General features: G+C 46.9%; 12 protein-coding genes, 1 tRNA gene and 4 pseudogenes. 9 read left to right on the forward strand and 8 right to left on the reverse strand.

Annotation, left to right across the window (positions count from 1 at the left end):
• Positions 1-5 precede the first annotated feature (5 nt).
• Together KZE55_RS01150 and KZE55_RS01155 are read left to right on the forward strand one after the other, a co-directional pair.
• On the forward strand, positions 6-2,255 hold the full coding sequence (locus tag KZE55_RS01150) for a DEAD/DEAH box helicase (RefSeq protein WP_222258609.1): 2,250 nt from the start codon (positions 6-8) through the stop codon (positions 2,253-2,255).
• A gap of 93 nt (positions 2,256-2,348) precedes the next feature.
• Positions 2,349-2,421 (forward strand) — tRNA-Thr (locus KZE55_RS01155).
• 684 nt (positions 2,422-3,105) lie between these two features.
• Here KZE55_RS01155 and KZE55_RS10170 read toward each other — a convergent pair.
• The 4 genes and pseudogenes from KZE55_RS10170 to KZE55_RS01175 form a co-directional block, all read right to left on the reverse strand.
• Positions 3,106-3,935 (reverse strand): annotated as a pseudogene (locus KZE55_RS10170) (alpha/beta fold hydrolase).
• A 21-nt stretch (positions 3,936-3,956) separates the two neighbouring features.
• Complete coding sequence (locus tag KZE55_RS01165; RefSeq protein ID WP_222258611.1) at positions 3,957-4,505, reverse strand: cysteine hydrolase family protein; 549 nt, start codon at positions 4,503-4,505, stop codon at positions 3,957-3,959.
• Between the two features lies 1 nt (position 4,506).
• On the reverse strand, positions 4,507-5,949 hold the full coding sequence (locus KZE55_RS01170; protein WP_222258613.1) for a nicotinate phosphoribosyltransferase: 1,443 nt from the start codon (positions 5,947-5,949) through the stop codon (positions 4,507-4,509).
• Positions 5,950-6,066: 117 nt separating this feature from the next.
• Positions 6,067-6,774 (reverse strand): NUDIX hydrolase, encoded by a 708-nt coding sequence (locus KZE55_RS01175; protein ID WP_222258615.1) that lies wholly within the window; start codon positions 6,772-6,774, stop codon positions 6,067-6,069.
• Between the two features lie 312 nt (positions 6,775-7,086).
• Here KZE55_RS01175 and KZE55_RS01180 point away from each other — a divergent pair, with 312 nt between their 5' ends.
• The 3 genes from KZE55_RS01180 to KZE55_RS01190 all read left to right on the forward strand — a co-directional run bounded on the left by KZE55_RS01180 (position 7,087) and on the right by KZE55_RS01190 (position 12,194).
• Positions 7,087-8,097: a LacI family DNA-binding transcriptional regulator gene (locus KZE55_RS01180; RefSeq protein WP_222258617.1), complete on the forward strand. Its 1,011-nt coding sequence runs from the start codon at positions 7,087-7,089 to the stop codon at positions 8,095-8,097.
• Between the two features lie 147 nt (positions 8,098-8,244).
• Positions 8,245-10,170 carry a PTS sugar transporter subunit IIA gene (locus KZE55_RS01185; RefSeq protein WP_222258618.1) on the forward strand — a complete coding sequence of 642 codons (1,926 nt, stop codon included), beginning with the start codon at positions 8,245-8,247 and terminating at the stop codon, positions 10,168-10,170.
• A 14-nt stretch (positions 10,171-10,184) separates the two neighbouring features.
• Entirely contained in the window at positions 10,185-12,194 is a 2,010-nt protein-coding gene (locus KZE55_RS01190; RefSeq protein WP_222258620.1) for a beta-galactosidase, read from the forward strand.
• Positions 12,195-12,350: 156 nt separating this feature from the next.
• On the opposite strand, the gene KZE55_RS01195 is transcribed toward KZE55_RS01190, so the two are convergent.
• A complete protein-coding gene (locus KZE55_RS01195; protein ID WP_222258622.1) occupies positions 12,351-12,905 on the reverse strand; it encodes a hypothetical protein in 555 nt (184 codons plus the stop codon).
• A 101-nt stretch (positions 12,906-13,006) separates the two neighbouring features.
• Positions 13,007-13,564, reverse strand: a complete 558-nt coding sequence (locus tag KZE55_RS01200) for a hypothetical protein (protein WP_222258624.1) — start codon at positions 13,562-13,564, stop codon at positions 13,007-13,009.
• Positions 13,565-13,688: 124 nt separating this feature from the next.
• On the opposite strand from KZE55_RS01200, the pseudogene KZE55_RS01205 reads away from it, so the two are divergent.
• Positions 13,689-14,685 (forward strand): annotated as a pseudogene (locus KZE55_RS01205) (zinc-binding dehydrogenase).
• Positions 14,686-14,923: 238 nt separating this feature from the next.
• Entirely contained in the window at positions 14,924-16,228 is a 1,305-nt protein-coding gene (locus KZE55_RS01210) for a glutamate--cysteine ligase (protein WP_222258626.1), read from the forward strand.
• Between the two features lie 262 nt (positions 16,229-16,490).
• Here the strand turns inward: KZE55_RS01210 and KZE55_RS01215 are convergent.
• Positions 16,491-17,438: pseudogene (locus tag KZE55_RS01215) on the reverse strand (branched-chain amino acid transport system II carrier protein); the annotation flags it as partial.
• 123 nt (positions 17,439-17,561) lie between these two features.
• Between KZE55_RS01215 and KZE55_RS01220 the strand changes: the two are divergent.
• Entirely contained in the window at positions 17,562-18,920 is a 1,359-nt protein-coding gene (locus tag KZE55_RS01220; RefSeq protein WP_042513950.1) for an IS4 family transposase, read from the forward strand.
• 72 nt (positions 18,921-18,992) lie between these two features.
• Here KZE55_RS01220 and KZE55_RS01225 read toward each other — a convergent pair.
• Positions 18,993-19,442, reverse strand: a pseudogene (locus KZE55_RS01225) (branched-chain amino acid transport system II carrier protein); the annotation flags it as partial.
• 576 nt (positions 19,443-20,018) lie between these two features.
• Here KZE55_RS01225 and KZE55_RS01230 point away from each other — a divergent pair.
• Positions 20,019-21,875 carry a heavy metal translocating P-type ATPase gene (locus KZE55_RS01230; RefSeq protein WP_222258630.1) on the forward strand — a complete coding sequence of 619 codons (1,857 nt, stop codon included), beginning with the start codon at positions 20,019-20,021 and terminating at the stop codon, positions 21,873-21,875.
• The last annotated feature ends 52 nt before the right edge of the window (positions 21,876-21,927 follow it).

Below are 21,927 nucleotides of genomic sequence, written 5' to 3' on the forward strand. Positions count from 1 at the left end.
TTGTGATGGACGTCTTCGCACATTATGCGCCTTTCATCCAGGACTACATCTACCGCCAGGGCTGGCAACAGCTCCGGCCCATCCAGGTTGCCGCGGCCGAGGAAATCTTCGGGACGGATCACAATGTCTTACTGTCGGCGTCCACGGCTGCGGGGAAGACCGAGGCGGCCTTTTTCCCGATTCTGACCGAGCTGAGTGAATCGGGGGCAAAAGACTCCGTCAACTGCCTTTACATTGCGCCACTCAAGGCCCTGATCAACGACCAGTACAGTCGACTAACCGAACTGACGGAAGATTCGGATATCCCCGTCTGGCGCTGGCATGGTGATGTGGCGGCAACCCAAAAACGGAAGATGCTGAAGCACCCGTCTGGTGTCTTACAGATCACGCCGGAGTCACTGGAATCTTTCATGATTAACAAGCACATGGACATTCCCCACCTTTTCCATGGCCTCCGCTTCGTAGTGATTGACGAACTTCACTCTTTTTTGCGCAGTGACCGTGGAGGGCAGACCTTCTGTTTGATTGAGCGCCTGAGTCGGTTAGCCGGGGTTAAACCGCGGCGAATTGGTCTATCGGCGACGATTGGCAACCTCCGGGAGGCAGCAAAATTCCTGGGTGCCGGGAGTGGTCACCGGACCGTGGCACCCAAGGTCAAAAACACCCGGCAAGTTTGGCGACTGTCGATGGAACATTTTTACCAGACTGATCCCCAGGCTGCTAGTAAGGACTTTGATCCGGCGGCCCCGGTTGAACCAAAGACGGATACGGCGCCGGAACTAGCTGACCCGGGAATCGGCTATATTTTTGAGCACACCCGCGGGAAGAAGAGCCTGGTCTTTAACAATAGCCGGGAGGAGTGTGAGGCGGTTTGCCAGATGCTCCGTTCCTATAGTGCAGCCAGGCACGAGCCGGACCGTTTCTTAATCCACCATGGGAACCTGTCACCGGCATTTCGGGCCACGGCAGAGGACGCGATGAAGGATGACGACTCCTACATGACGACCTGTGCGACAGCGACCTTGGAGCTGGGGATTGACATTGGAAAGTTAGAGCAGGCCTTTCAGATTGATGCTCCTTTCACTGTTTCTGGATTTCTCCAACGGATGGGGCGGACCGGCCGGCGGGGGAACCTGCCCGAGATGCACTTTGTGATGCGGGAAGAACACCCGGAGTCACGGGCGATGCTGCCGGACCTGATTCCCTGGCCACTGCTGCAGGGGATTGCCCTCGTCCAGCTCTACCTGGAAGAACGGTGGGTGGAACCACCAGAACCCAACCGCCTGCCGTATAGTCTGCTCTACCACCAGACAATGAGCACCCTGGCATCCGGCGGGGAGATGAGTCCGGCAGAGTTGGCTGGTCGAGTTTTGCCGTTGAACTACTTCCATAACGTTAGTCAGGACGACTACCGGGTCCTCTTGCGGCACCTGGTGAAGACGGACCAGATTCAACAGACGGAACGTGGTGATCTGATTGTCGGCATGGCTGGTGAGCGGGTTGTCAACAACTTCAAATTCTACGCGGTCTTCCAGGAAAATGAGGAATTCAGCGTCCATGCCGGATCCGAAGAACTAGGAACGATTGTTAAGCCGCCACCGGTTGGTGACAAGATTGCAATTGCCGGCCGGGTATGGGTGGTTGAAGATATTGACCGCCAACGTCACCAAGTGTACTGCCACGGTGTCAAGGGTAGGATTCCGGCATACTTCGGGGATGTCCCGGGTGACATTCACCCCAAGATCTTGGAACGGATGCGTCAGGTCCTAGCGGAAAGCCAGATGTACCCGTACCTGATGAAGAACGCCCGAGCACGACTGACCCAGGCCCGGGATACCGCTAATATTGCGGGCCTGCCGAAAAAGCAATTGATTAACCTCGGTGGCAAGATGTGGTGCCTCTTCCCGTGGACCGGGAGCTATGCCTTCCTGGCGCTGGAGCGGTTGCTGCGGATTAAGTGTGCCAAGCGGTTGAACCTGCGCGGCTTTAACTCGGCCCGACCCTACTTCATGGAATTTGCCATGGACGCCAACGACAAGGAGTTCTTCCAGGTCCTGAAGGAGGAAGCGGCAAAGGACTTTGACCCACTGGAGCTGCTGTACCCCAAGGAAGTGCCGGTCTTTGATAAGTATGACGAGTACCTACCGGATGACCTGGTGCGTAAGGAATTTGCCCAGAGTATTTTGGATATTGATGAGATGAAGCGGTGCGTGGTCCGGATGAGTGACGGACGGTATGAGAAAACAAAGAAGTGAAGTATGAGTCCCAAGGTGACTTTTGCTTCACTTTTTTAATTTTTTCCTTGCGTTTAGGCGGGGATATGCTATACTAATATTCGCTGGTGAAATGCTGACTTAGCTCAGTTGGCAGAGCACGTCATTAGTAATGATGAGGTCGGAGGTTCGAATCCTCTAGTCAGCACTATAAAGAGTCTAATAGCCTATTCTAACGGTATTTTCAGTCGTTAGAATAGGCTATTTTACGTTAAAAGACGTTATCGACTTCTCACTTTTTTCTCACGTAGTCTTTTATCGTGTTGTTTTGATCCTCGGTGAATCGCTGTATCTGTACAGCGCCAAGTACTTTAGCAATTTTGGCGTGTGAAAATATGAGAAATAAGGGTAAAATTGATTATCTACCTATTGCTTTATCTACTGGATTCTAAAAATTAAAATTTTAGCAAAGTAGGTGCTGAATAGATGTAATTTCATTTGAGATCCTGTAAAATACGTAATTATTTGATTATAAGTTGTAGATATCGAATAGACTTCATCTCTGTTTGGAAACTTTAGAGTAACGATAATAGGTGAAACTTATGAAAAGATTTAACCAATTTACTGATAAATTTAGCCGTTTCTTACAATTGCTAGCTGTTGTTGCAATGACGATACTCGGGATATATTTAATAATCGTTTTATTTTTTGAATTAGTTATTAAATATTTTAAAAGACTCTACCAGATTTATATGAACGGTGTCATACAAAAGTGCCTCGTAATTGTTAGACAAAATTCTAATAATTACGAGGCACTTTGCCACTCGTTGCGTCTCTTTTATAGCACCCAAGCAAGTTAATACCTGCAAATTAGTATCAAGATACTTTTCTTTTAATATCGATGACAATTAATCCACTGGACGACTTCTGAGTAGATATCCCATTTTCGTTGAGGCTCGTCGAAAATATTGTGCATTAAAGAAGAGTAGACATGAAGCTCTTTATCATTGGAAGCAATCATGGCGTAAACTTCTAATGAATCATGATAATCAATCAAACCGTCTTTTTGTCCTGTAAAAATAATAGTGGATCCTTAAATTCAGTTAAGTGTTCCCGGAGAAAGTAAGCTCCCTTAATTTCATTTTGCAAAATTCCGACAGTCAAGTGATGAAGATTAGCAGGATCATTTTGAATTCTATGAACTACTCGAGGGTCACTATTAAGTCCTGTGCTTAACACGTTAGGTAACTGCTTCTTGGGATCGCCTGTTAAACCTTTACTCCACGCATTTGGTGCTTTAACAATAGAAACCGGATCAGCCACTACGAATCCATCGACCGTTTGCGGGTACTTTATGCCGTATAAAAGGACTGTTTCGCCACCCATGCTATGACCAATGACAAATAAAGGGAGATTTGGATCAGCCCTTTTGGTTCTTTTAACCATTACATGTAAATTTTCATAAAGGTCAGCTAAAGAATCCATATATCCCCGGGGTCCTTCTGACTTTCCATAGCCCGGCTGGTCATAGCGAAAAACGTTGCAATCATGCTTAACAAGAAAACTAGCGAAGGGGTCATAACTTTTCGCATATGATGATAATCCATGAACGATAATCACGTCTGCTTGTGGAGCTTCAGCCAGGTTGGTGATTGTGTGCAAATGAATACCCGAAGTGGCTGATTCAACCATCCTTTCAGCTTGGTTGCCGTAAAAACTCATTGATGTACACTTCCTCTTACGTTAACGAACCGTTGCTCCAAGGACATTTTTGAAGTGTCCCATTGCCCACTTTGCCCCCAGAGTGGAGAAAGTAGCGACTGCCTTTTGGGGGATGACAATTTGATAATCACGGTTGTATGCACTAATTGCCGTGTGCAATACACAGATATCGGTACATACTCCGCAGATCCAGACTTCATTAATCCGCCGTTCCCGTAAATAATTATCCAGATTAGTGTTTTGGAAAGCAGAATAGCGGTTTTTATTAAATTTATAGACATGGGAATCAGTCTGATTTCGTTGGAACCATTGGCCAACTTTGCCATACAATTCTTGTCCCTTAGTTCCAATAATGTTGTGAGGTGGGTATAAGCGATGCTCTGGGTTGAAATGGTCATCTTTCAAGTGACCATCAGTCGGCAGAATCACGTAATCCTTATTTTTAAGAAACTGGTTAGCTAAACTGATGATTGGTTGCTCTAACGCCTGAGCCGGTTTACCAACGGTTAAAGATCCATTATCAGCAACAAAGTCATTTGTGTAGTCAATAATTAACAATGCTTTTGTCATTTTAATTTTCCTCAGCAAATTGGGCTTTGGTAATCAATTGTTCTTGGAGATCAGCTAACTTAGTGGTTAAGTAAACAGGGTACCGGTCAGGGTTGACTAGCCGTTTACTTGCTTCTGGTAATTGAGCGCGCAATTGCCGAGAAGTTTGTTGAATCTTAAAGACATCCGTTTCCACCTTTGCTGGCTGGCCCGCGGTTAAGTAAGTTTTTAATAGTGGCTTGGCAGTAAAGTTGGCTAAGACCTGACTGGCATTAGTTGCAGTAGGATCGGAGTTAACAACTTTGAGCGGTGTCGTGATGGATTCATCAGCCAGGGCGATGACATCGGCAATCGCCTTATTTGGCTGATCATTACTATAAATCCGGTAAACCTGCTTATTGCCCGGAATCGTAACCTTTTCCCCGCTATCACTGACCTTAATCGTTGGGATCCATTTACCATTGACGCTTTCTTCCGCTAATTTGTAGACGCCGCTTAAGACCGGACTAGAAGAACTGGTAATCAAGCGTTCACCAATCCCAAAGTTATCAATTGGTGCTCCTTCGTCCAACAGTGATTTTACAACGTGGGCGTCAAGAGCATTGGAAGCAGTGATTTTAGCCTGTGGGAAGCCCGCTTCATCGAGCATCTGCCGCGCTTTGATGGCAAGCTGGGAAATATCCCCGGAATCGATCCGAATGCCAACTGGTTCATGGCCATTGGCGCGGGCTTGCTTGAAGACGCGAATAGCGTTTGGAACCCCTGACTTAAGGACATCATATGTATCAACCAGTAGGGAAATCTTATTCGGGTAAACTTTTGCCCATGCTTGAAAGGCGCTTAGTTCGTCAGGAAAGCTTTCCACCCAGGCGTGCGCCATTGTTCCCGCTGCTGGAATGTGGAATTGACTAGCTGCTTGCAAGTTTGAAGTACTGGTGCAACCGCCAATCACGGCTGCCCGTGCACCATAAGTGGCCGCGTCTGGTCCTTGCGCACGACGGGCACCAAATTCCATAATTGGCCGTCCTTGAGCAGCATGGTTAATCTGCCATGACTTAGTGGCAATTAGTGATTGGTGGTTAATAATGTTGAGGACGAAAGTTTCTAAGAGTTGTGCCTCAATTAAGGGACCACTGATGGAGATAATTGGTTCTCGTGGAAACACTGGGGTGCCTTCGGGAAGAGCTTGGATGGTACAGCTGTTTTTAATTTTGCTAAGGTAGTCAAGGAAATCAGGGCTAAACTCTTTTAATAATTTCAGGTATTCAATGTTTTCCTTAGAAAAATGCCAATTAGCAACTTGCTCAACTACTTGCTGGAGACCGGCCGCAATGACAAAGCTGCCATTATCAGGAACCCGCCGGTAGAAAACGTCGAACCGGGCCTGGCGATCATGAGGCAGGGTGGCGTAATAGCCGTTTGCCATTGAGAATTCATAAAGGTCGGTTAACATTTGTAAATCCATATTATCCACACTTTCTTTTAAGTAAAAAGTACTTTAATTATCGCAAGAATAAAAGCATCTTTGACTTTTATTTACGTCTAGTATAAATACTCTTTTTGAAAATGCAAGTTTATAAAATTAACAATTTAGCTTAAACAACCTTGGTGGCCGACCTGAGTGTTGTAATGAGGCGGTGCCGACTTCCTTAAACAGGTGATTATGAGTTTTCTTAAAATTGGAATTATCAATTTTATCGGGGGTGGTTCCTAAGAATGCCGCAAAGACTTCCCGGGCCTGGCGCAGGGTGAAGGAATCACCGAGAATGTGGAGGATGCCCGGTTGGTAATCGAGCTTATTTTTAATCCGGTTGATTGCGGTGCTGATAATTTGAACATGGTCAAACGCAAGATCAGAAGGCGTTGTTAAAACGAATTGCTGCCGATCGTGACTGATCACATACTGGTGCTGATCAGCACTCAGGATAAACCATTGGGCGTCAGTTGCCCCGTAGCCTGGATGCAGCTTGGGCGTCGAGGGCAGATAAGTCATGTAGGCTAATGATAAGACCCGGTTACCAGCAACCCGGTTGGGATCAGTAAAAGTAGCCAGTTGTTCAGTTGAACTTATCGGCACCTGGAGACCGATCTTATCCTCAATCAAGCGAATGCACGCTACATCAGCACTTTCATGACTACGTAACAAGGTTTCTGGCAAGGCCCACCTTCCCCTTAATGGTTCGTCGGCCCGTTTAATTAATAATAACTGTGGCCGGTGCAGTTCCGTATTAAAGCTCCAAATAACATTCGTGATGGTTACTAAGGGACGGGCAACAATCTTATTATCCAATCTTGACTCCTCCTTTCCAGATAATTAGCTACTTCTATTTTAGCATTTACCTTTTGTGCTGTAATGATGTGATATCATTTCTCAATCATATATCGAACGGTATAATGCGACCGGGTTTTCATCCCAATCACCGACGCGGCGGCGACAATGTCTTCTACGTTTCATATTTAAAAACACAGCGAAAACGTCTGCAGCCGGTTTTTAAGCAGCTAATTGCGCTGTGGCCCGCCGAAAAGAAATGTTCGTAAAGCAATAATTTACTAACAAGTGCTAAAATAAAAGTAAAGATTAAGAACGGAAAAGAGATGCACAATGGCGACGATAAAAGAAATTGCGGAAAAGTCTGGTTTTTCTCCAGCAACGGTCTCGCGCTTGCTGAATAATGACCCCAACCTATCAATCACCGCTAGCACACGGAGTAAAATCTTAAAAGTGGCTAACGACCTTGGCTACTGGGCAGACCACCAAAAGCAGGATTCGATTCGACCGGTAATTGCCCTCCTTTACCGGGTCAGCGGTAAAGAGCAGCTTCAGGATGAATACTTTGCTTCCTTAAAGGATGCCATCCTGAAGGTGATCAAACAAAATGGTTTCCAAGTGCAAGTATTTGAAAGAATTGAGGACCTGGTAGCAAAAGCTGCTTCATTTCAAGGCTTTATCGGGGTGGGGTCCAACCGTCTGACTAAGGAAAAGCTGGTGTTACTTCACAATGCGTTATCAAACGGGGTATTTGTTGATATCAACCCCGCTCCCGACATGTTTGATTCCGTGCGTCCCAACTTATCATTGACGATTCGGGATGCCCTTTGTTGCTTGACCGCTGCCGGTTACCAGCGAATTGGCTTCATTGGGGGAACTGGCCTAAATATGGACCATGTTCAGCAACCAGATATTCGTGAAATGGCCTTTCGCGAGTTTACGTCAATTGATAATAATATCAAGGAGGCCCCGATGTTTGTCGACGGGCCCTTCAACATTGAAAATGGCTATGTACTGGGGAAAAGGGCACTGGATGAATGTGGGGACCACTTGCCGGCAGCTTTTATTGTTGCTTCGGATACCCTGAGCGTTGGTGTCTTGCAGGCATTTAATGAAAATGGTGTTATCGTTCCCCGTGATACGTCCGTGATCAGCATTAACAATAGCGAGGTGGCCCGCTATGTTTCTCCGCCGTTGACCTCATACAACATTAACCAGGAGACCCTGAGTCGGATGGCAATTAAGTTGCTCCAGGACCTGATTATCCACCCGGACCGGCCCCATATTCATTTAACGGTAAACACTAGCCTGGTGGAGCGGAAAAGTTTCACAACGAAAAAATGACGGCTTATTCTTAGCCGTTTTTTTATGCCCCTTTGGTAATAATTTTATAATATTAATAAATCCTTTACTAAATTTAAGCAAAGGATTATACTATGCCTTGTAAACGGTTACAGAATTTTTGATTTAATTACAGGGGGTCTGTTTATTATGGCACAGGGTCATAAGATAACGGCCAAGCAGTGGATCTCACGCGCATCTTTCTGCTTTGGTAACGTTGGTCACTCGGCTTTTTACGGGGTAATGAGTACCTACTTCATTATCTTCGTTACCGGTGGCATGTTTAACGGCTTGGAGAAGTCGGTGGCAAATAAGTTAATCGGTTTGATCACCGGGTTAATTGTTGCAGTGCGGATCATTGAATTAGTAGTTGACCCACTTTTGGGTAACATCGTTGACAATACCAAGACGAGGTGGGGAAAATTTAAACCCTGGATTCTAGCGGGTAACATTATCAGTGTCATCCTGTTGCTGATCCTCTTTACCGGGATTTTTGGCCTGGCAAAGTTTAACTGGGTTCTCTTTGCAATTCTTTTTGTTATTATCTTTATTTCCTTTGATATCTTCTATTCTTTCTCTGACGTTTCCTACTGGGGCATGGTTCCAGCATTGAGTGAAGACTCCGCAGAGCGGGGAATTTACACTTCGCTGGGTGCCTTTGCCGGAACGATTGGTTGGAATGGGCTAACCATCATCGTTGTGCCAGTTGTTACCTACTTTACCTACTTGGCAACGGGGCAGCATAAGGAAGGACCCATCGGTTGGTTTGCCTTTGCTGCCATCGTATCATTAGTTGCCCTGCTCAGTGCCCTGGCAGTCTGCTTCGGGACTAAGGAAAAGCACAACATCATTCGGAACTCTGCTCAAGACAAGACGACCATTCGGGAGGTCTTCTCCGCCATTTTCCACAACGACCAAATCTTGTGGCCAAGTTTGGCATACCTGCTCTACTCATGTGCATACGTTATTACTAACGGGGTTCTTTTCTACCTCTACAAGTTCGTCATTGGCAAGCCAGGCGAATTCTGGATCGTTGGTGTTATTGCTACCATCATTGGTTTCTGCACCAGTCCACTGTTCCCAATTTTGAACAAGTTCATCCCGCGGAAGTGGTTGTTCACGGCCGGTCAAGTTTCAATGATCCTGGCTTATGTCATCTTCATCTTCTTCCGTTCGAACGTCTTCATGATGGACCTTGGACTAGTCTTCTTTAATATTAACTTTGCCCAACTGGTAACTGTTCTGACCTTGACTGATGCTATCGAGTACGGTCAATTAAAGAACGGCCAGCGGAACGAAGCCGTTGTGCTTGCCGTGCGGCCAATGATTGATAAGTTGACCGGTGCTATTTCCAACGGGCTGGTTGGTTACATTGCCATCGCCGCCGGGATGACCGGAACGGCCACGGCTGCCGATATGACTGCCCACGATATTCACACCTTCGATAGTTTCGCCTTCTATATTCCGCTGGCATTCGCCATCCTCGCTATCCTGGTCTTCTTGACCAAGGTTACCCTGAGTGAGAAGAAACACGCGTTAGTCGTTGAAGAATTAAAGGACAAGCTCGCTGAAGGCAACGTTACTGGCCAAGCTCCACGTGAGGCTGCTGATGAAACCAAGGAAACCACGGTTTACGCCCCGGTTGATGGGCAACTTGTTCCAATGAAGGACGTCATCGACCAGGACGGTAAGGCATTCCCTGGCAAAGGATTTGCCATCAAGCCAAGCAGTAACCACGTCTATGCGCCATTTGATGGGAAAATTATCTTCACCTTTGGGACTAAGCACGCCTTTGGAATCGTATCTGACGATGGACTAGAATTACTTGTCCATATTGGTGTCGGGACCGTCAACATGCGTGGTGAAGGATTCGTTACCCACTATAATGATGGGCAAAGGGTCAAGAAGGGTGACTTGTTGTTCGACTTTGACCGGCAACTAATCACCGAGGCTGGTTACCAAGATACGGTAGTTAACTTCTTTACCCAGCCACAAAGGGTTATTGAATTCACGAAAATTGACTACGGCAATGACGTTAAGCATGGTGACCAAGTAGCCACGGTTAAGTTCAAGTAGAAAGGTACTTATTTATGAAGAAAAAAGAACTACCACGTTTCCTCTACGGTGGTGACTACAACCCAGAACAATGGCCAGCAGAAACCTGGTCAAAGGATATCCAGGTCTTTAAGCAGGCCGATATCAACTCAGCAACGGTTAACGTCTTTTCCTGGACCCTCTTGGAACCTCAAGAAGGACAGTACAACTTTACAATGCTTGATAAGATTGTCGATAACTTATCCAGGGCCAACTTTAATATTGTAATGGCCACGTCGACGGCGGCCATGCCGGCATGGATGTTTAAGAAGTATCCAGAAGTCGCCCGGGTCGATTACCAAGGACGACGGCATGTCTTTGGGCAACGCCACAACTTCTGTCCAAGCAGCAAAGACTACCAGCGCCTCGCTAGCGACCTGGTTGCGCACCTAGCTGAACGTTACCATGACAACCCCCACATCGTTGCCTGGCACGTCAACAATGAGTATGGCGGTAATTGCTACTGTGACAACTGTGCAGCGGCCTTCCGTAAATGGCTAAAGGACCGCTACCAGACCCCTGATAAGCTCAACAAGGCCTGGAACATGAACGTGTGGAGCCACACCATCTATGACTGGGACGAAATTGTTGTCCCCAATGAACTTGGTGATGCCTGGGGCCCAGAAGGCACAGAGACAATTGTGGCTGGGCTTTCAATCGACTACCTTCGCTTCCAATCGGACGCCATGCTTAACCTGTTTAAGCTAGAAAAGCGGGTCATCGAGAAGTACTCACCAGATGTTCCAGTCACGACTAACTTCCATAGTCTGCCGAACAAGATGGTTGACTACCAGAAATGGGCAAAGGACCAAGACATTATTTCCTACGACAGTTATCCCGCCTATGACATGCCAATTTACCACCCGGCATTTCTTTATGACCTGATGCGAACGCTAAAACACCAGCCGTTTATGCTGATGGAATCAACGCCGGCCCAGGTTAACTGGCAACCATATAGTCCCTTAAAGCGGCCGGGCCAGGTCCGGGCAACGGAACTGCAGGCTGTGGCCCACGGTGCTGATACGGTCCAGTACTTCCAGTTGAAGCAGGCAGTCGGCGGTTCGGAAAAGTTCCACAGTGCCGTGATTGCCCATTCCGGCCGAACTGACACCCGGGCATTTAAGGAAGTTGCCCGGCTGGGCCATGACCTGAATAAGGTGGGCCCGGTTATCAAGGGTGCTAAGACGACGGCCAAAGTCGGCATTGTCTTTGACTGGAGTAACTTCTGGGCGCTTGAATACGTCGACGGGATTACCCAGGACCTCCGTTATGTGCCAATTATCTTGGATTATTACCGGCAATTCTATGAGCAAAACATCCCGACGGACGTAATCAGTGTTGATGACGACTTCAGCCAATATGACCTGATTGTTGCCCCCGTTTTGTACATGGTCAAACCAGGACTAGGCGAAAAGATTGACCGTTACGTTAAGGCTGGTGGCAACTTCGTAACCAGCTTCATGTCAGGGATAGTTGGGCCCTCCGATAATGTATACACTGGTGGTTATCCTGGACCGCTGAAGGATGTTACCGGAATCTGGGTTGAAGAAAGCGATGCCGTTGTTCCAGGGCACCGCACTAATATCAGTATTGGTGACCAAGAGTATGCTACTCACCTAATGTGTGATTTGATTCACCTGGAGGGTGCCCAGGCAATTGCTACCTACGCCAACGAGTTTTATGCTGGAGTCCCTGCCGTTACTGAAAATAAGTATGGTAAGGGGAATGCCTGGTACGTTGGCAGCCGTCTGGAACACGACGGCCTTAAGAAGGTCATTGACCGGGTAATCAAGTTCAGTGGAGTTAAGCCATTGGTCGATCAGGTCACCCCGTTAGAAGTCACAAAGCGAGTAACCACGGATGATCAGGAGCTCTACTTTGTTTTGAACATGAGTAATGGCTCCCAGGAGTTACCGATGAAGTTCCGGGGCTACCATGACCTTTTGACTGGACGAGTCGCCCAACCAACCTTAAAGGGCTGGGATGTCGAAATTCTTCAGTCATAATTCCCTATAGAATTAAATAATAGCGAAGTGTCGCTCAGGACTGTAAGTCTTGAGCGACGCTTTTTCGCTATTCACTTTTATTAAAAATGCGGGGTAGCTTGCGCTTAATCAAGATGGCCGCGACAATTACCAGCAAAATTACGCAAACTAACCTGGTTATCCAGAGTGGCTGGCCAAGTCCCTGGTCGGGGACGTGGGCGTAGTAGGCATGGAGAATCTGCCGACCGTGAAGGTTTTGAAAAGGAAGTTGGTAATAATTAGGAGACTAATCAGGGTCACCTGGGAAGCAACCGTGCCTAAGATATTGAAGTTCTGCCGCACAAAGCGGGTATTAAGCGGTGGGATTGTAGCATCTTGCTTGTAAAAGGGCCAGATGAAGGCGTTGATTGTGCTGCAGAACAAACAAGCAATGAATAAACCGGCTAGGTAGTACCAGTCGGTGGGCAGCAGTGACAGGATCAGGCCCAGTGTGGCCCCTGGAAAGGCAAACCACCAGTAGGACGTCTTTTTTAACCGCGGACTCAAGAGAAGGCCACCGATTGTTGCCAGGATAAATAGTCCGTAGGTGGTAAACAGCAGGGGCATCTTATCTAGGGTATCAAAGTAAAACAAACTGTAGATTAACAGAAAGTTAGTCGTGGCGCCGGTCCAAAAGGTCCAGAGGCGAGATGACTTGACCAGGTGTTGGAGCCGGCTAAAGTCGACCAGCATTACTAGCCACATCCTCAGGGTAAGGAAAAGCAAAAATGTACTCCCCATTTGCTTTAAGCCGCGGGCGCCCAGTCCCATGCTAAATACCAGTAAGGTGGCGATTAACGGCCGCCAACTAAGGAGTCCGGTAAAGGTTGGGGTACTTGGCCAGGGGTTCGGCAGTTTGCTAGTGAGGGCCCCCCAAGCAGGACCATCAGGATTATTTCACCCAGGAAGGCCAGCAGGGAGATTTTTGTGAGGGCCACCCCTAGGACGAGAGCAAACAACAGGTAGAGGATGCCGTAAAGGGCGGCTTTGGGGTAATGCCACTCTCCCTGGGCACGGTACTCATCCTTTAGCTGTTGGTAAGCAGGTTTGAGGCAGCCACTTCCAATCCCAATGATGGTAGCGGCTTCGGAAATTATTGGTTGGTAGAGGGCCAGACCGGTGCCGAGGAGGGTTAAACCGATACTGGCGGCCAAAATCTTATACGGGTTCTGGACCTTACCAAACGAACGAATTGCAAAGGGGACGGTCTTGGCCATGACATAAAAGAAGATAACGGGCAGGGCCGCCGCGGTCGTCCGCCCACTTTGAATGAAGTAAAACATGAAGAAGATGTTAGGGAGGACGATACTGCCGAGGGTTAAGGCCTCCATATTGACGACGAGAAAGTTCAAGCTGATCCTCCTTTGGAATAGGATTTGGTACCAGGCTAATATACCATAGATTCAACCACCACGAGTGCTTTTATCAAGCAGGACTGGTATACTAGGGCTAATAATAAGTAAGGAGAGACCCCATATGAAAGCCCTTGTTGTTACTAGTCAAAGTGATCAAACAATTAATAGCTTACAAATTACCGATGTTGAAAAGCCTACCCCTGCGGCCAATGAGGTCCTGGTCAAGGATCACGCGGTCGGGCTCAACCCGGTTGACTATAAGGTTGTTGAGGGTGGTGTACCCGCCTGGAGTTTCCCCCACACCCTTGGCTTAGACGTTGCCGGGGAAATCGTCGCGGTTGGGGATGCCGTCACCGACTGGCAGGTTGGCGACCGGGTCTCTGGTCATGGTGACCTAACGAAAAATGGTTGCTTTGCTGAATTCGTTGCCGTACCGACCTACCAGCTGGCCCGGATTCCAGATAAGGTCGATTATGAAACGGCTGCTAGTCTTCTTTGTGGCGCTTTGACCGCGTATACGGCAGTAGAACGCAAACCTAACCTGACAAATGTGCATACGGTGCTGGTTCATGCTGGTGCTGGCGGTGTCGGCAGTATTGCCATTCAATTAGCCAAGTTGCATGGCTTCAGGGTCTTCACAACGGTTTCCACTGGAAAGATCAAGTATGTCCAGCAGCTCCACCCTGATGCAATCATTGATTACCGCCAAGAAGATGTTGATGAGCGCCTTAACCAGCTGACCGCGGGCCGCGGGGTTGATCTAATCATCGATGCGGTGGGAAAGAGTGAGGCCGAAAAGGACCTTCGTCGCCTTGCCTACAATGGGACTCTCGTAACGATCGTGGACGTTCCAGATATTACTAGTGCCCCGCTGTTGCCCCGCTGTTTGACCGGGGGTTAAGCGTAGACGTTGTTAACCTCGGTGGGCCCACCTTAGCCACAACCCTAACCAACAGGCGGACCTAGGGAGGATGAATGCAGAAATGCTGAAACTAGTTGCTAGTGGGAAAGTCAAACCGCTAATTGAGAAGGTATTGCCGTTTGACCAAATTAAGGAAGGCCTGCAGGTAATCAAGAACCACCGGGTGGTCGGCAAGATTGTGGTTAAAGTTAATTGACGCCTTGCTCTAGTTTTCTCATTCGTTAACCAGCATTACTATAAAGGACTGTTAATGGTGCGCAATTCCCAGCGTCGTTAACAGTCCTTTCTAATTTATTAACTTTTTAAGAAGAAACACTAAAAATACCAATAAGTCGATGTCGTCGTTCCACTTTCCTGCAACTGGTCATGATAAAATGGTTGCACTAAAGACGCTACGTTAACCACTTAATCCCCTTTAAAGGAGGTTATTTATTATGGCACTCAGTACATTTGGCGAGCAGGTTCTGGCGAAAAAGATGGAACATTTACTTTTTAACTTTCCGATTGGAATAGAGGTTGAACGCCAGCGAGTGAATGCGGATGGCGGCCTTAGTAAATTCCCGTATCCGCATAATATTGGTGACCCCCGAACCAATAAGTGGATCACCACAGACTTCATGGAAACGATGACGGAGATTGCGACGCCGGTAGCCCAATCACCGGAACAAGCCCTGCGTTTTCTTGAGCAGATCAGTAATATCTTACGCAAGGGGCTCGCGGAAGGTGAATATTTATGGCCGTTGTCAATGCCGCCTAAACTACCAACTGACCACAGTAATATTAATATTGCCCGGACAACGCTGGAGAAGAAAAAGTATTCTGATGAGTGGCTAAAACGCCACCGCCTCCAGGAAGCAACGCCATGTGGGGTCCACGTTAACATTAGTATTAATCCTTTACTTCTGGATAAGTTGACGTCGGGTGTCGGAGAAAGAAACCAACTGTACATTAAAGTTGCCCAGGGTTTCTTGAAGTACCGGTTTTTATTAACGTATTTGTACGGTGCTAGTCCACTTACCGAGGGTAACTACTTTTTGCCCAACCAAAGACCACATCACCTGGTGCGCAGTATTCGGCAGAGCAAGTATGGCTTTGGAACCAAATATGATGGTGACTTCACTGATACCGACTGTTACGCCCGGCGGATAAAACATGGCCTTACCACTGGGGAGTTACTGGCGGAACACGATTTTCATTCCCCGGTTCGTCTAAAAGGCCCAGCCAGTGTGGCCCAATTACCGACAAAAGGAACCCAGTATATCGAGTTGCGGATGCTGGATCTAAACCCGTGGTCCAGTACGGGAATTGATAATGATGCTGTTGACCTTCTTTACTTAATGATGGCTTATTTTCTGATGATGGAAGAAGGGGTGTTTTCGTTATCAAAGAGCAATGATCGAAATGAACGGGTAGCGTTAGAGCAGCCATTTGACCACTGCCAGTTTGAAGAAGAGATAAGTACATTCTTAAATCAATTGGGTGACTTTGCGATAGTAATCCAGGCCGGACAAGGGGCTCACGATTTATTGGACCGTCTAAGGACCATGGTTGACGATCCCCGACAGACCGTTGCGGGCCAGTTGGCTGCACACGTAAATAATGATTCACTGTTGAAATTTGCCCTTCATCAGGCAATCAAGTTTCAGTCCCAGAGCCAAAAGGCGGTGAACGTCTGCCAGGAGTTTAAGGGTGGTAAGGTGTTTCCGGCGCAAACCCTGCGGGAAATACTGGGGACCTAAAACGCGTAGACAGGCTTATTTTTCCTAATATTTGAAAAAAGATAGCGAGGCTGGGAGAAAGCTTTTTTCACCCGCCTCTTTTAGTTCTCCGAATATTACAAGTAATCGCGTAAAAAACAAAGAGGTTAGCTCCGCGTCGAAGCATGTTCCTAGTGTCTAGCGCTGCGAAGTAAGTCCATTGATTATTCGTACCAACAATTGTCCTATACTAGCCAAAGGCGCACTCTAATGTTTCCCAGCTTCTTAATTCATCCTAGTCTGATTAATTACTTTTCCACCTCCTCTTGTGAACTATCATCGGTTTTATGCTGGATGAAAAGTGACTGGCTAATCCGAATAGGAGACCAATGATGCCAAAACTAAGCCAGCCAAATCCGTTGGCAAAAAATGGGAAGTAGTGTTGGGCAAAGGCTAAAAGGTCTTGGGTGAGGGACCAGTTATGGATTGGTGCAGGAAAGGCGTTAAGCATATCAAAGAAGGCAGGGATTAGTGTAAAGTCAGTGGTGAACCGATAAACCAGTGGATCGTTATTAAAGAATGGTGATGTCATTCCCAGAATAATTAAGGTAATAGCTAGGGGATAGAGGAACATTAAAACGGGTGTTGACCAAGCGATAATTTGGTTAAGCCCCAGGTTGGCGATGGTGAAGGAAAGCAAACAGTTAAAACGGAGGAAGGACTTGTAAGAGATCCGCGGGAAGCGCCGATGGAAGTCCTGAGCAAAGGCAATTACTAACCCCATGGTGCTGGTCATACAGGTAATCGTTGCTAAAGTAGCAAGCAAGGCGTCCCCGCTAGCTCCTAGGTAATAGTGAGCAATCTGGACTAAAGTGGTTCCCCCGTTAGCGGCCATTGAGAAGTGGTGCAAGCTAGTAGCACCCAACCAGGTCAAGCTGAGGTAGATTAGGCCAATCCCTGCTAGGCCAAGCAGGCCACTCTTAGCAGTGGCAATTGAAATAGTACGCTGCTGTTTGATTCCAAAGGATTTTATCGCAGTAATAACGGTAATCCCGAAGGCCAATGAAGCGAGGCCATCCATGGTGTTATAGCCCTGCAAGAAGCCATTTGTAAAGGCGGCGTGCATGTAAGGTGTTGTAATGGCGGTGCCCGCCGTATTCCCCAGTGGCTTCAGAAAAGCAAGGAGAAAAATGGTAAACAATAGGAGAAGAAACAGGGGATTAAGCAACTTACCAATTAGTGTCTGAAACTTGAAAGCTAATAATCACGCCAAAGGCGTGTGGTTATTGGCTTTTTTGGCAAAAAAATAAACGCAAGCTCTCCTGCGTTGTATACTTTAGTCGACCAAAGCCAAGATACAAAGGAGACTTACGTCATGAATATTATAAGACAAAAAAATACAGAAAACGAGCTTCACAATATTGTTCATCAATTTACTTCCCTCATTGGTCTATCTAAACTCACCAAGTTGGTGAATTATCGCCGGAATTCAGAAATCAGCTTGATGAAGGTCATTGAATGGCTGCTCACGACAAAGTTCCTGGGGCGCTCGCTTTATCGAGCCCATGAAACACCTAACTTTACCAGTCGCACCGTCAGAAATAATTTGAACGATGGCCGGATCAATTGGCAACGCTTGATTTGTCAAGTTGGGAGTCATTTAATCAAGCATTTACGACCGTTTATTGACCGCCGGCGGCGGTTAGCATTGATCATTGACGATACACTCTTTTCCCGTGAGTACGCCACCCAAACCGAATTACTAGCGCGAGTCTTTGACCATGACAAACAGTTATATATTAAGGGATACCGGGCTTTAACTTTGGGTTGGAGTGACGCCAATACATTCTTACCGATCAACTTTGCATTAATGTCTTCCAAGAAGCCACAAAACGTCCTTGGAAAATCAGCTAAAACAACCGATCAACGAACAATTGCTGGCCGGAGACGTCGCCAAGCACAGCAAAAAATGAACCTCGTTTCATTGCAGCTTGTCAAGCAAGCCCTCGCAAATGGCGTTCTAGCTGACTATGTGTTATTTGATAGCTGGTATAGCTCACCAAAAATGTTCTATGAATTAACCAAGTTGGGATTAAACGGCGTGGGCATGCTTAAACGGTCCAGCAAAATTTACTATCAATATCGCGGACGGCAATATTCAGTTAAAGCATTATACAAGCGACTGCAGGCCTCAAAATATCAACCCAAGCAAGCTTATCAATACAGCTGCTTTGTCGAAGCGCACGTCGGGAACCAAAAATTCAAGCTTCGCTTGGTATTTGTGGCTAATCGGGCCCGTCAAGATGACTACCTAGTACTGGCAACGACTCAGTTAGGCCTTCAGCCACAAGCGATCATTCAACTATACGCCCGAAGATGGCAAATTGAGAATTACTTTAAAGTTGCCAAGCAATACTTGCGGCTCGACAAATCACAAGTTCAAAATTATGACGGGCTTTGTGGCCATTTAGCAATTGTCATGATGACTTATGACCTATTAGCTTGGCAGGAACGGCAAAATCAGGATGATCGCACCATTGGGGATTTATTCTTTATAATGAACGAAGCCATGCCAGATATTGAGTTGTCTCAAGCACTGGTATGGCTTCTAAATTCGTTAAAAACGATTATTAATCATGAAGTTTATGCAAGAAGAGCCCAAATTATTCAGATGATGAATCAGTTCTTCACATTTTTGCCGAAACGGTTAGTTTCGCTGTTAACAGCAAGCTAAATGGTTAAATTAATTAAAATATGCCCTGTGATACCAAGGGATCAGTCTGTCTTCATACTTTCAAGTTTCAGTTAGTGTCGTGATCCGGCCCTGCCGGGTTGAGAAGTAGTAAGTCAGCCCAAAGAATGCGGCCGAATAAATTAGCAGCCCCACAGCATTACTACCTGCTGACAGATGCGGGGCAATTCCAATAGTGTAAGGAACCGTTGCTGTTCGGGGAGTTGCAAATAGTGGCCCCAATGTTGCATGGATAAGAATTAAGAAAATTAATGCATAGCGGCGATCAATTGGCTGTGCCAAGTCATAAATTCCGTTAGCGCGGGTGATGCTAATTGCTAGCAAGGCCATGAGTGGGATCAGGACTCCCAAAATCAGAAAGCCACTACTCGCACTTAACCAATGCGCCCCGGCCATTTGACCTAGGTGAACTGGGAAAATTAGATTTCCGGCGCCAAAAAGCATTCCAAAAATTAGTGAAGCAGCAATAATGGTACGTTTAAAACTTAACTTACTATCATTCATAGTGATCATTCCTTTACGATAATTTAACCCAAAACCAGTAAAAAAAAGCGTCCTTTTTAAGCATGTGCTTAAAAAGGACGCTTGCGCGTGCTACCACCTTTATTCGTGTCACTATCATTAGTGGCACCTCACCCCGTACGTGAAAAATCAGATACGATGGCGCTGTAACGGGCGCACCCGACTAAAACTCACAAATATCGCCTCAGTCACTCATAGGCTACTTTCATTATCCGCTCATTCACCTAAATCTCACTAACATAGGTTCGCTGTGCAATGATGAGGAAAACTACTCTCCTATTCTTTGCGTTTTCAACTGGTTTTGATGTTGAAAATAATATAAGACGATTGTAATCGGTTGTCAATAGTTTTATTAGAAAATGATTATAAATCAATAAAAACTTGGTTGCCATTAACCCTGCTGGACAGCCAATATGAGTGCAAAAATATTAGTTTGCTGTCTACTTTATCATTGCTTTCTAATATAATAAATGCCGCAGCTTATTCAGATAACTTGACGTTCATCAATTTAATTCTATGCCATTATCCTTACACTTTAAAAGTGAAGGAGGGAAAGCTATGGTTAAGATTCAACTGTTTTTCACCCGGCAACGACGTGTAATCGTTGTCCTGATAACTGCTCTGCTGGTGCTTGCGGAAGTAGTGCGCTGGAGCGGGCAACTAGCAGTGGCCTACCAAATTACTATGGCTGTGGCTGGCGTCATTGGCTTGCTGCCAATCTTACTAACGGCAATTTCGTCATTACAGGTACGACTGATTTCCATCGATGTCCTGGTCAGTATTGCCGTAATCGGTGCTTTTATTATTGGCGAGTACAACGAAGCAGCCATTGTCACCTGGTTATTCATGTTCGGTGAGGTTCTAGAAGACGTCACCCTGCAAAAAACGCGGTCAGCGGTCAAGCAGCTTGCCGATTTGGCCCCGCAAACAGCTACGATCATTGATAAGAATGGAATGACCCACCAGGTCGACGTCGATTTTCTGGACCCCGGTACCCATGTTTTAGTTAAGACAGGTGCCAAAGTACCTGTTGATGGGGTGGTCATAACAGGAACTGCCCTGGTGAACGAAGCTAGTATTACCGGTGAATCCCGACTGGTGGATAAACAGGTTGGCGATGAGGTGTTTGCGGGAACAATTCTGGAAGACGGGACCGTCACGGTTAAGACGACCGCCGCGGGAGAGGATACCACCTTTGGTCAAATCATTGAAATGGTGGAAACCGCTCAGGACTCACAGACGCAAACCCAGCACTTTATTGATAAGTTTGCTAAACATTACACCCCCGTTGTCCTGCTAGTGGCAATCATGGTCGGAATTCTTACCCAGGACTTCCGCCTGGCAATTACGGTGATGGTCTTGGGGTGCCCTGGGGCCCTGGTAATTGGTGTGCCAGCCTCTACAGTTGCCGGAATCGGCAATGGTGCGCGACGGGGTATCTTATTTAAGGGTGCTGATGTAATGGACCGTTTACGCCATGTCGATACGGTGGCCTTTGATAAGACTGGAACTTTGACTGAGGGCGAGCCGGCGGTCAAGACATTCCTGGTGCTAAAAGGTGATCGGCAAGCAATTATCAATAAATCCGTTGCCATCGAGCGGCAATCAGACCACCCCCTAGCTAAGGCGATTAGTGCCTACCACCCGCAGAAAGATTTGCATCCAACTGCTATTCAGACGATTAAAGGCCAGGGTGTCCGGGCGACAATCGCGGGTCGTGAATACTTGTTGGGGAATCAGCAACTTGTTAGTGAAGTAGTTGCTAAGGGTAGCCATCTTGACCGTGAGATAGGGCGTTTGACCAAGGCAGGGGCTTCACTAGTGATTTTTGCTAGTGCAGACCAGGCTGAGCTTGCCATTTGGGGAATTAAGGACCAGCTTCGTCCCCGAGCGGCGGGGGCCCTCCAGCAGTTAAAACAATTAGGGGCCCAACGGTTAATAATGCTGACCGGGGATAATGATAAAACGGCACGTGAGATTGCTGCAGCACTACCCATTGACGAAATTCATGCCGGGATGCTGCCTGCAGATAAGGCCACCTTTATTAAAGGTGAACGTGCGCGGGGACACAAAGTTGCCTTTGTTGGTGACGGAATTAATGATAGCCCCGCCCTTGCCGTCGCTGATGTAGCCGTTGCAATGGGCTCGGGAACGGATGTAGCAATGGATGCTTCTGACCTGGTCCTCGTGAGGTCAGACCCTGCCAGCCTCGTCGGTGGTTTCCGGTTAGCTAAACAGACGGTGAAGAATATGAATGAGAACATCACCATCGCACTATTAACCGTTTTACTATTGTTCATCGGACTTTTTGCGGGTTATGTAGAGATGGCGTCGGGGATGCTGATTCACGAACTCAGTATCATGGTGGTGATCATCAATAGCATGCGGCTCATTAAATATTCACCTAAAAACTGATAGAGATCAATTTCTTGTGAGGAAAAGCAAAGTAGAATGAGCACTGTAAGGA

The sequence above is a fragment of the Limosilactobacillus panis genome (genome assembly GCF_019797825.1).
Taxonomy (GTDB): domain Bacteria; phylum Bacillota; class Bacilli; order Lactobacillales; family Lactobacillaceae; genus Limosilactobacillus; species Limosilactobacillus panis_A.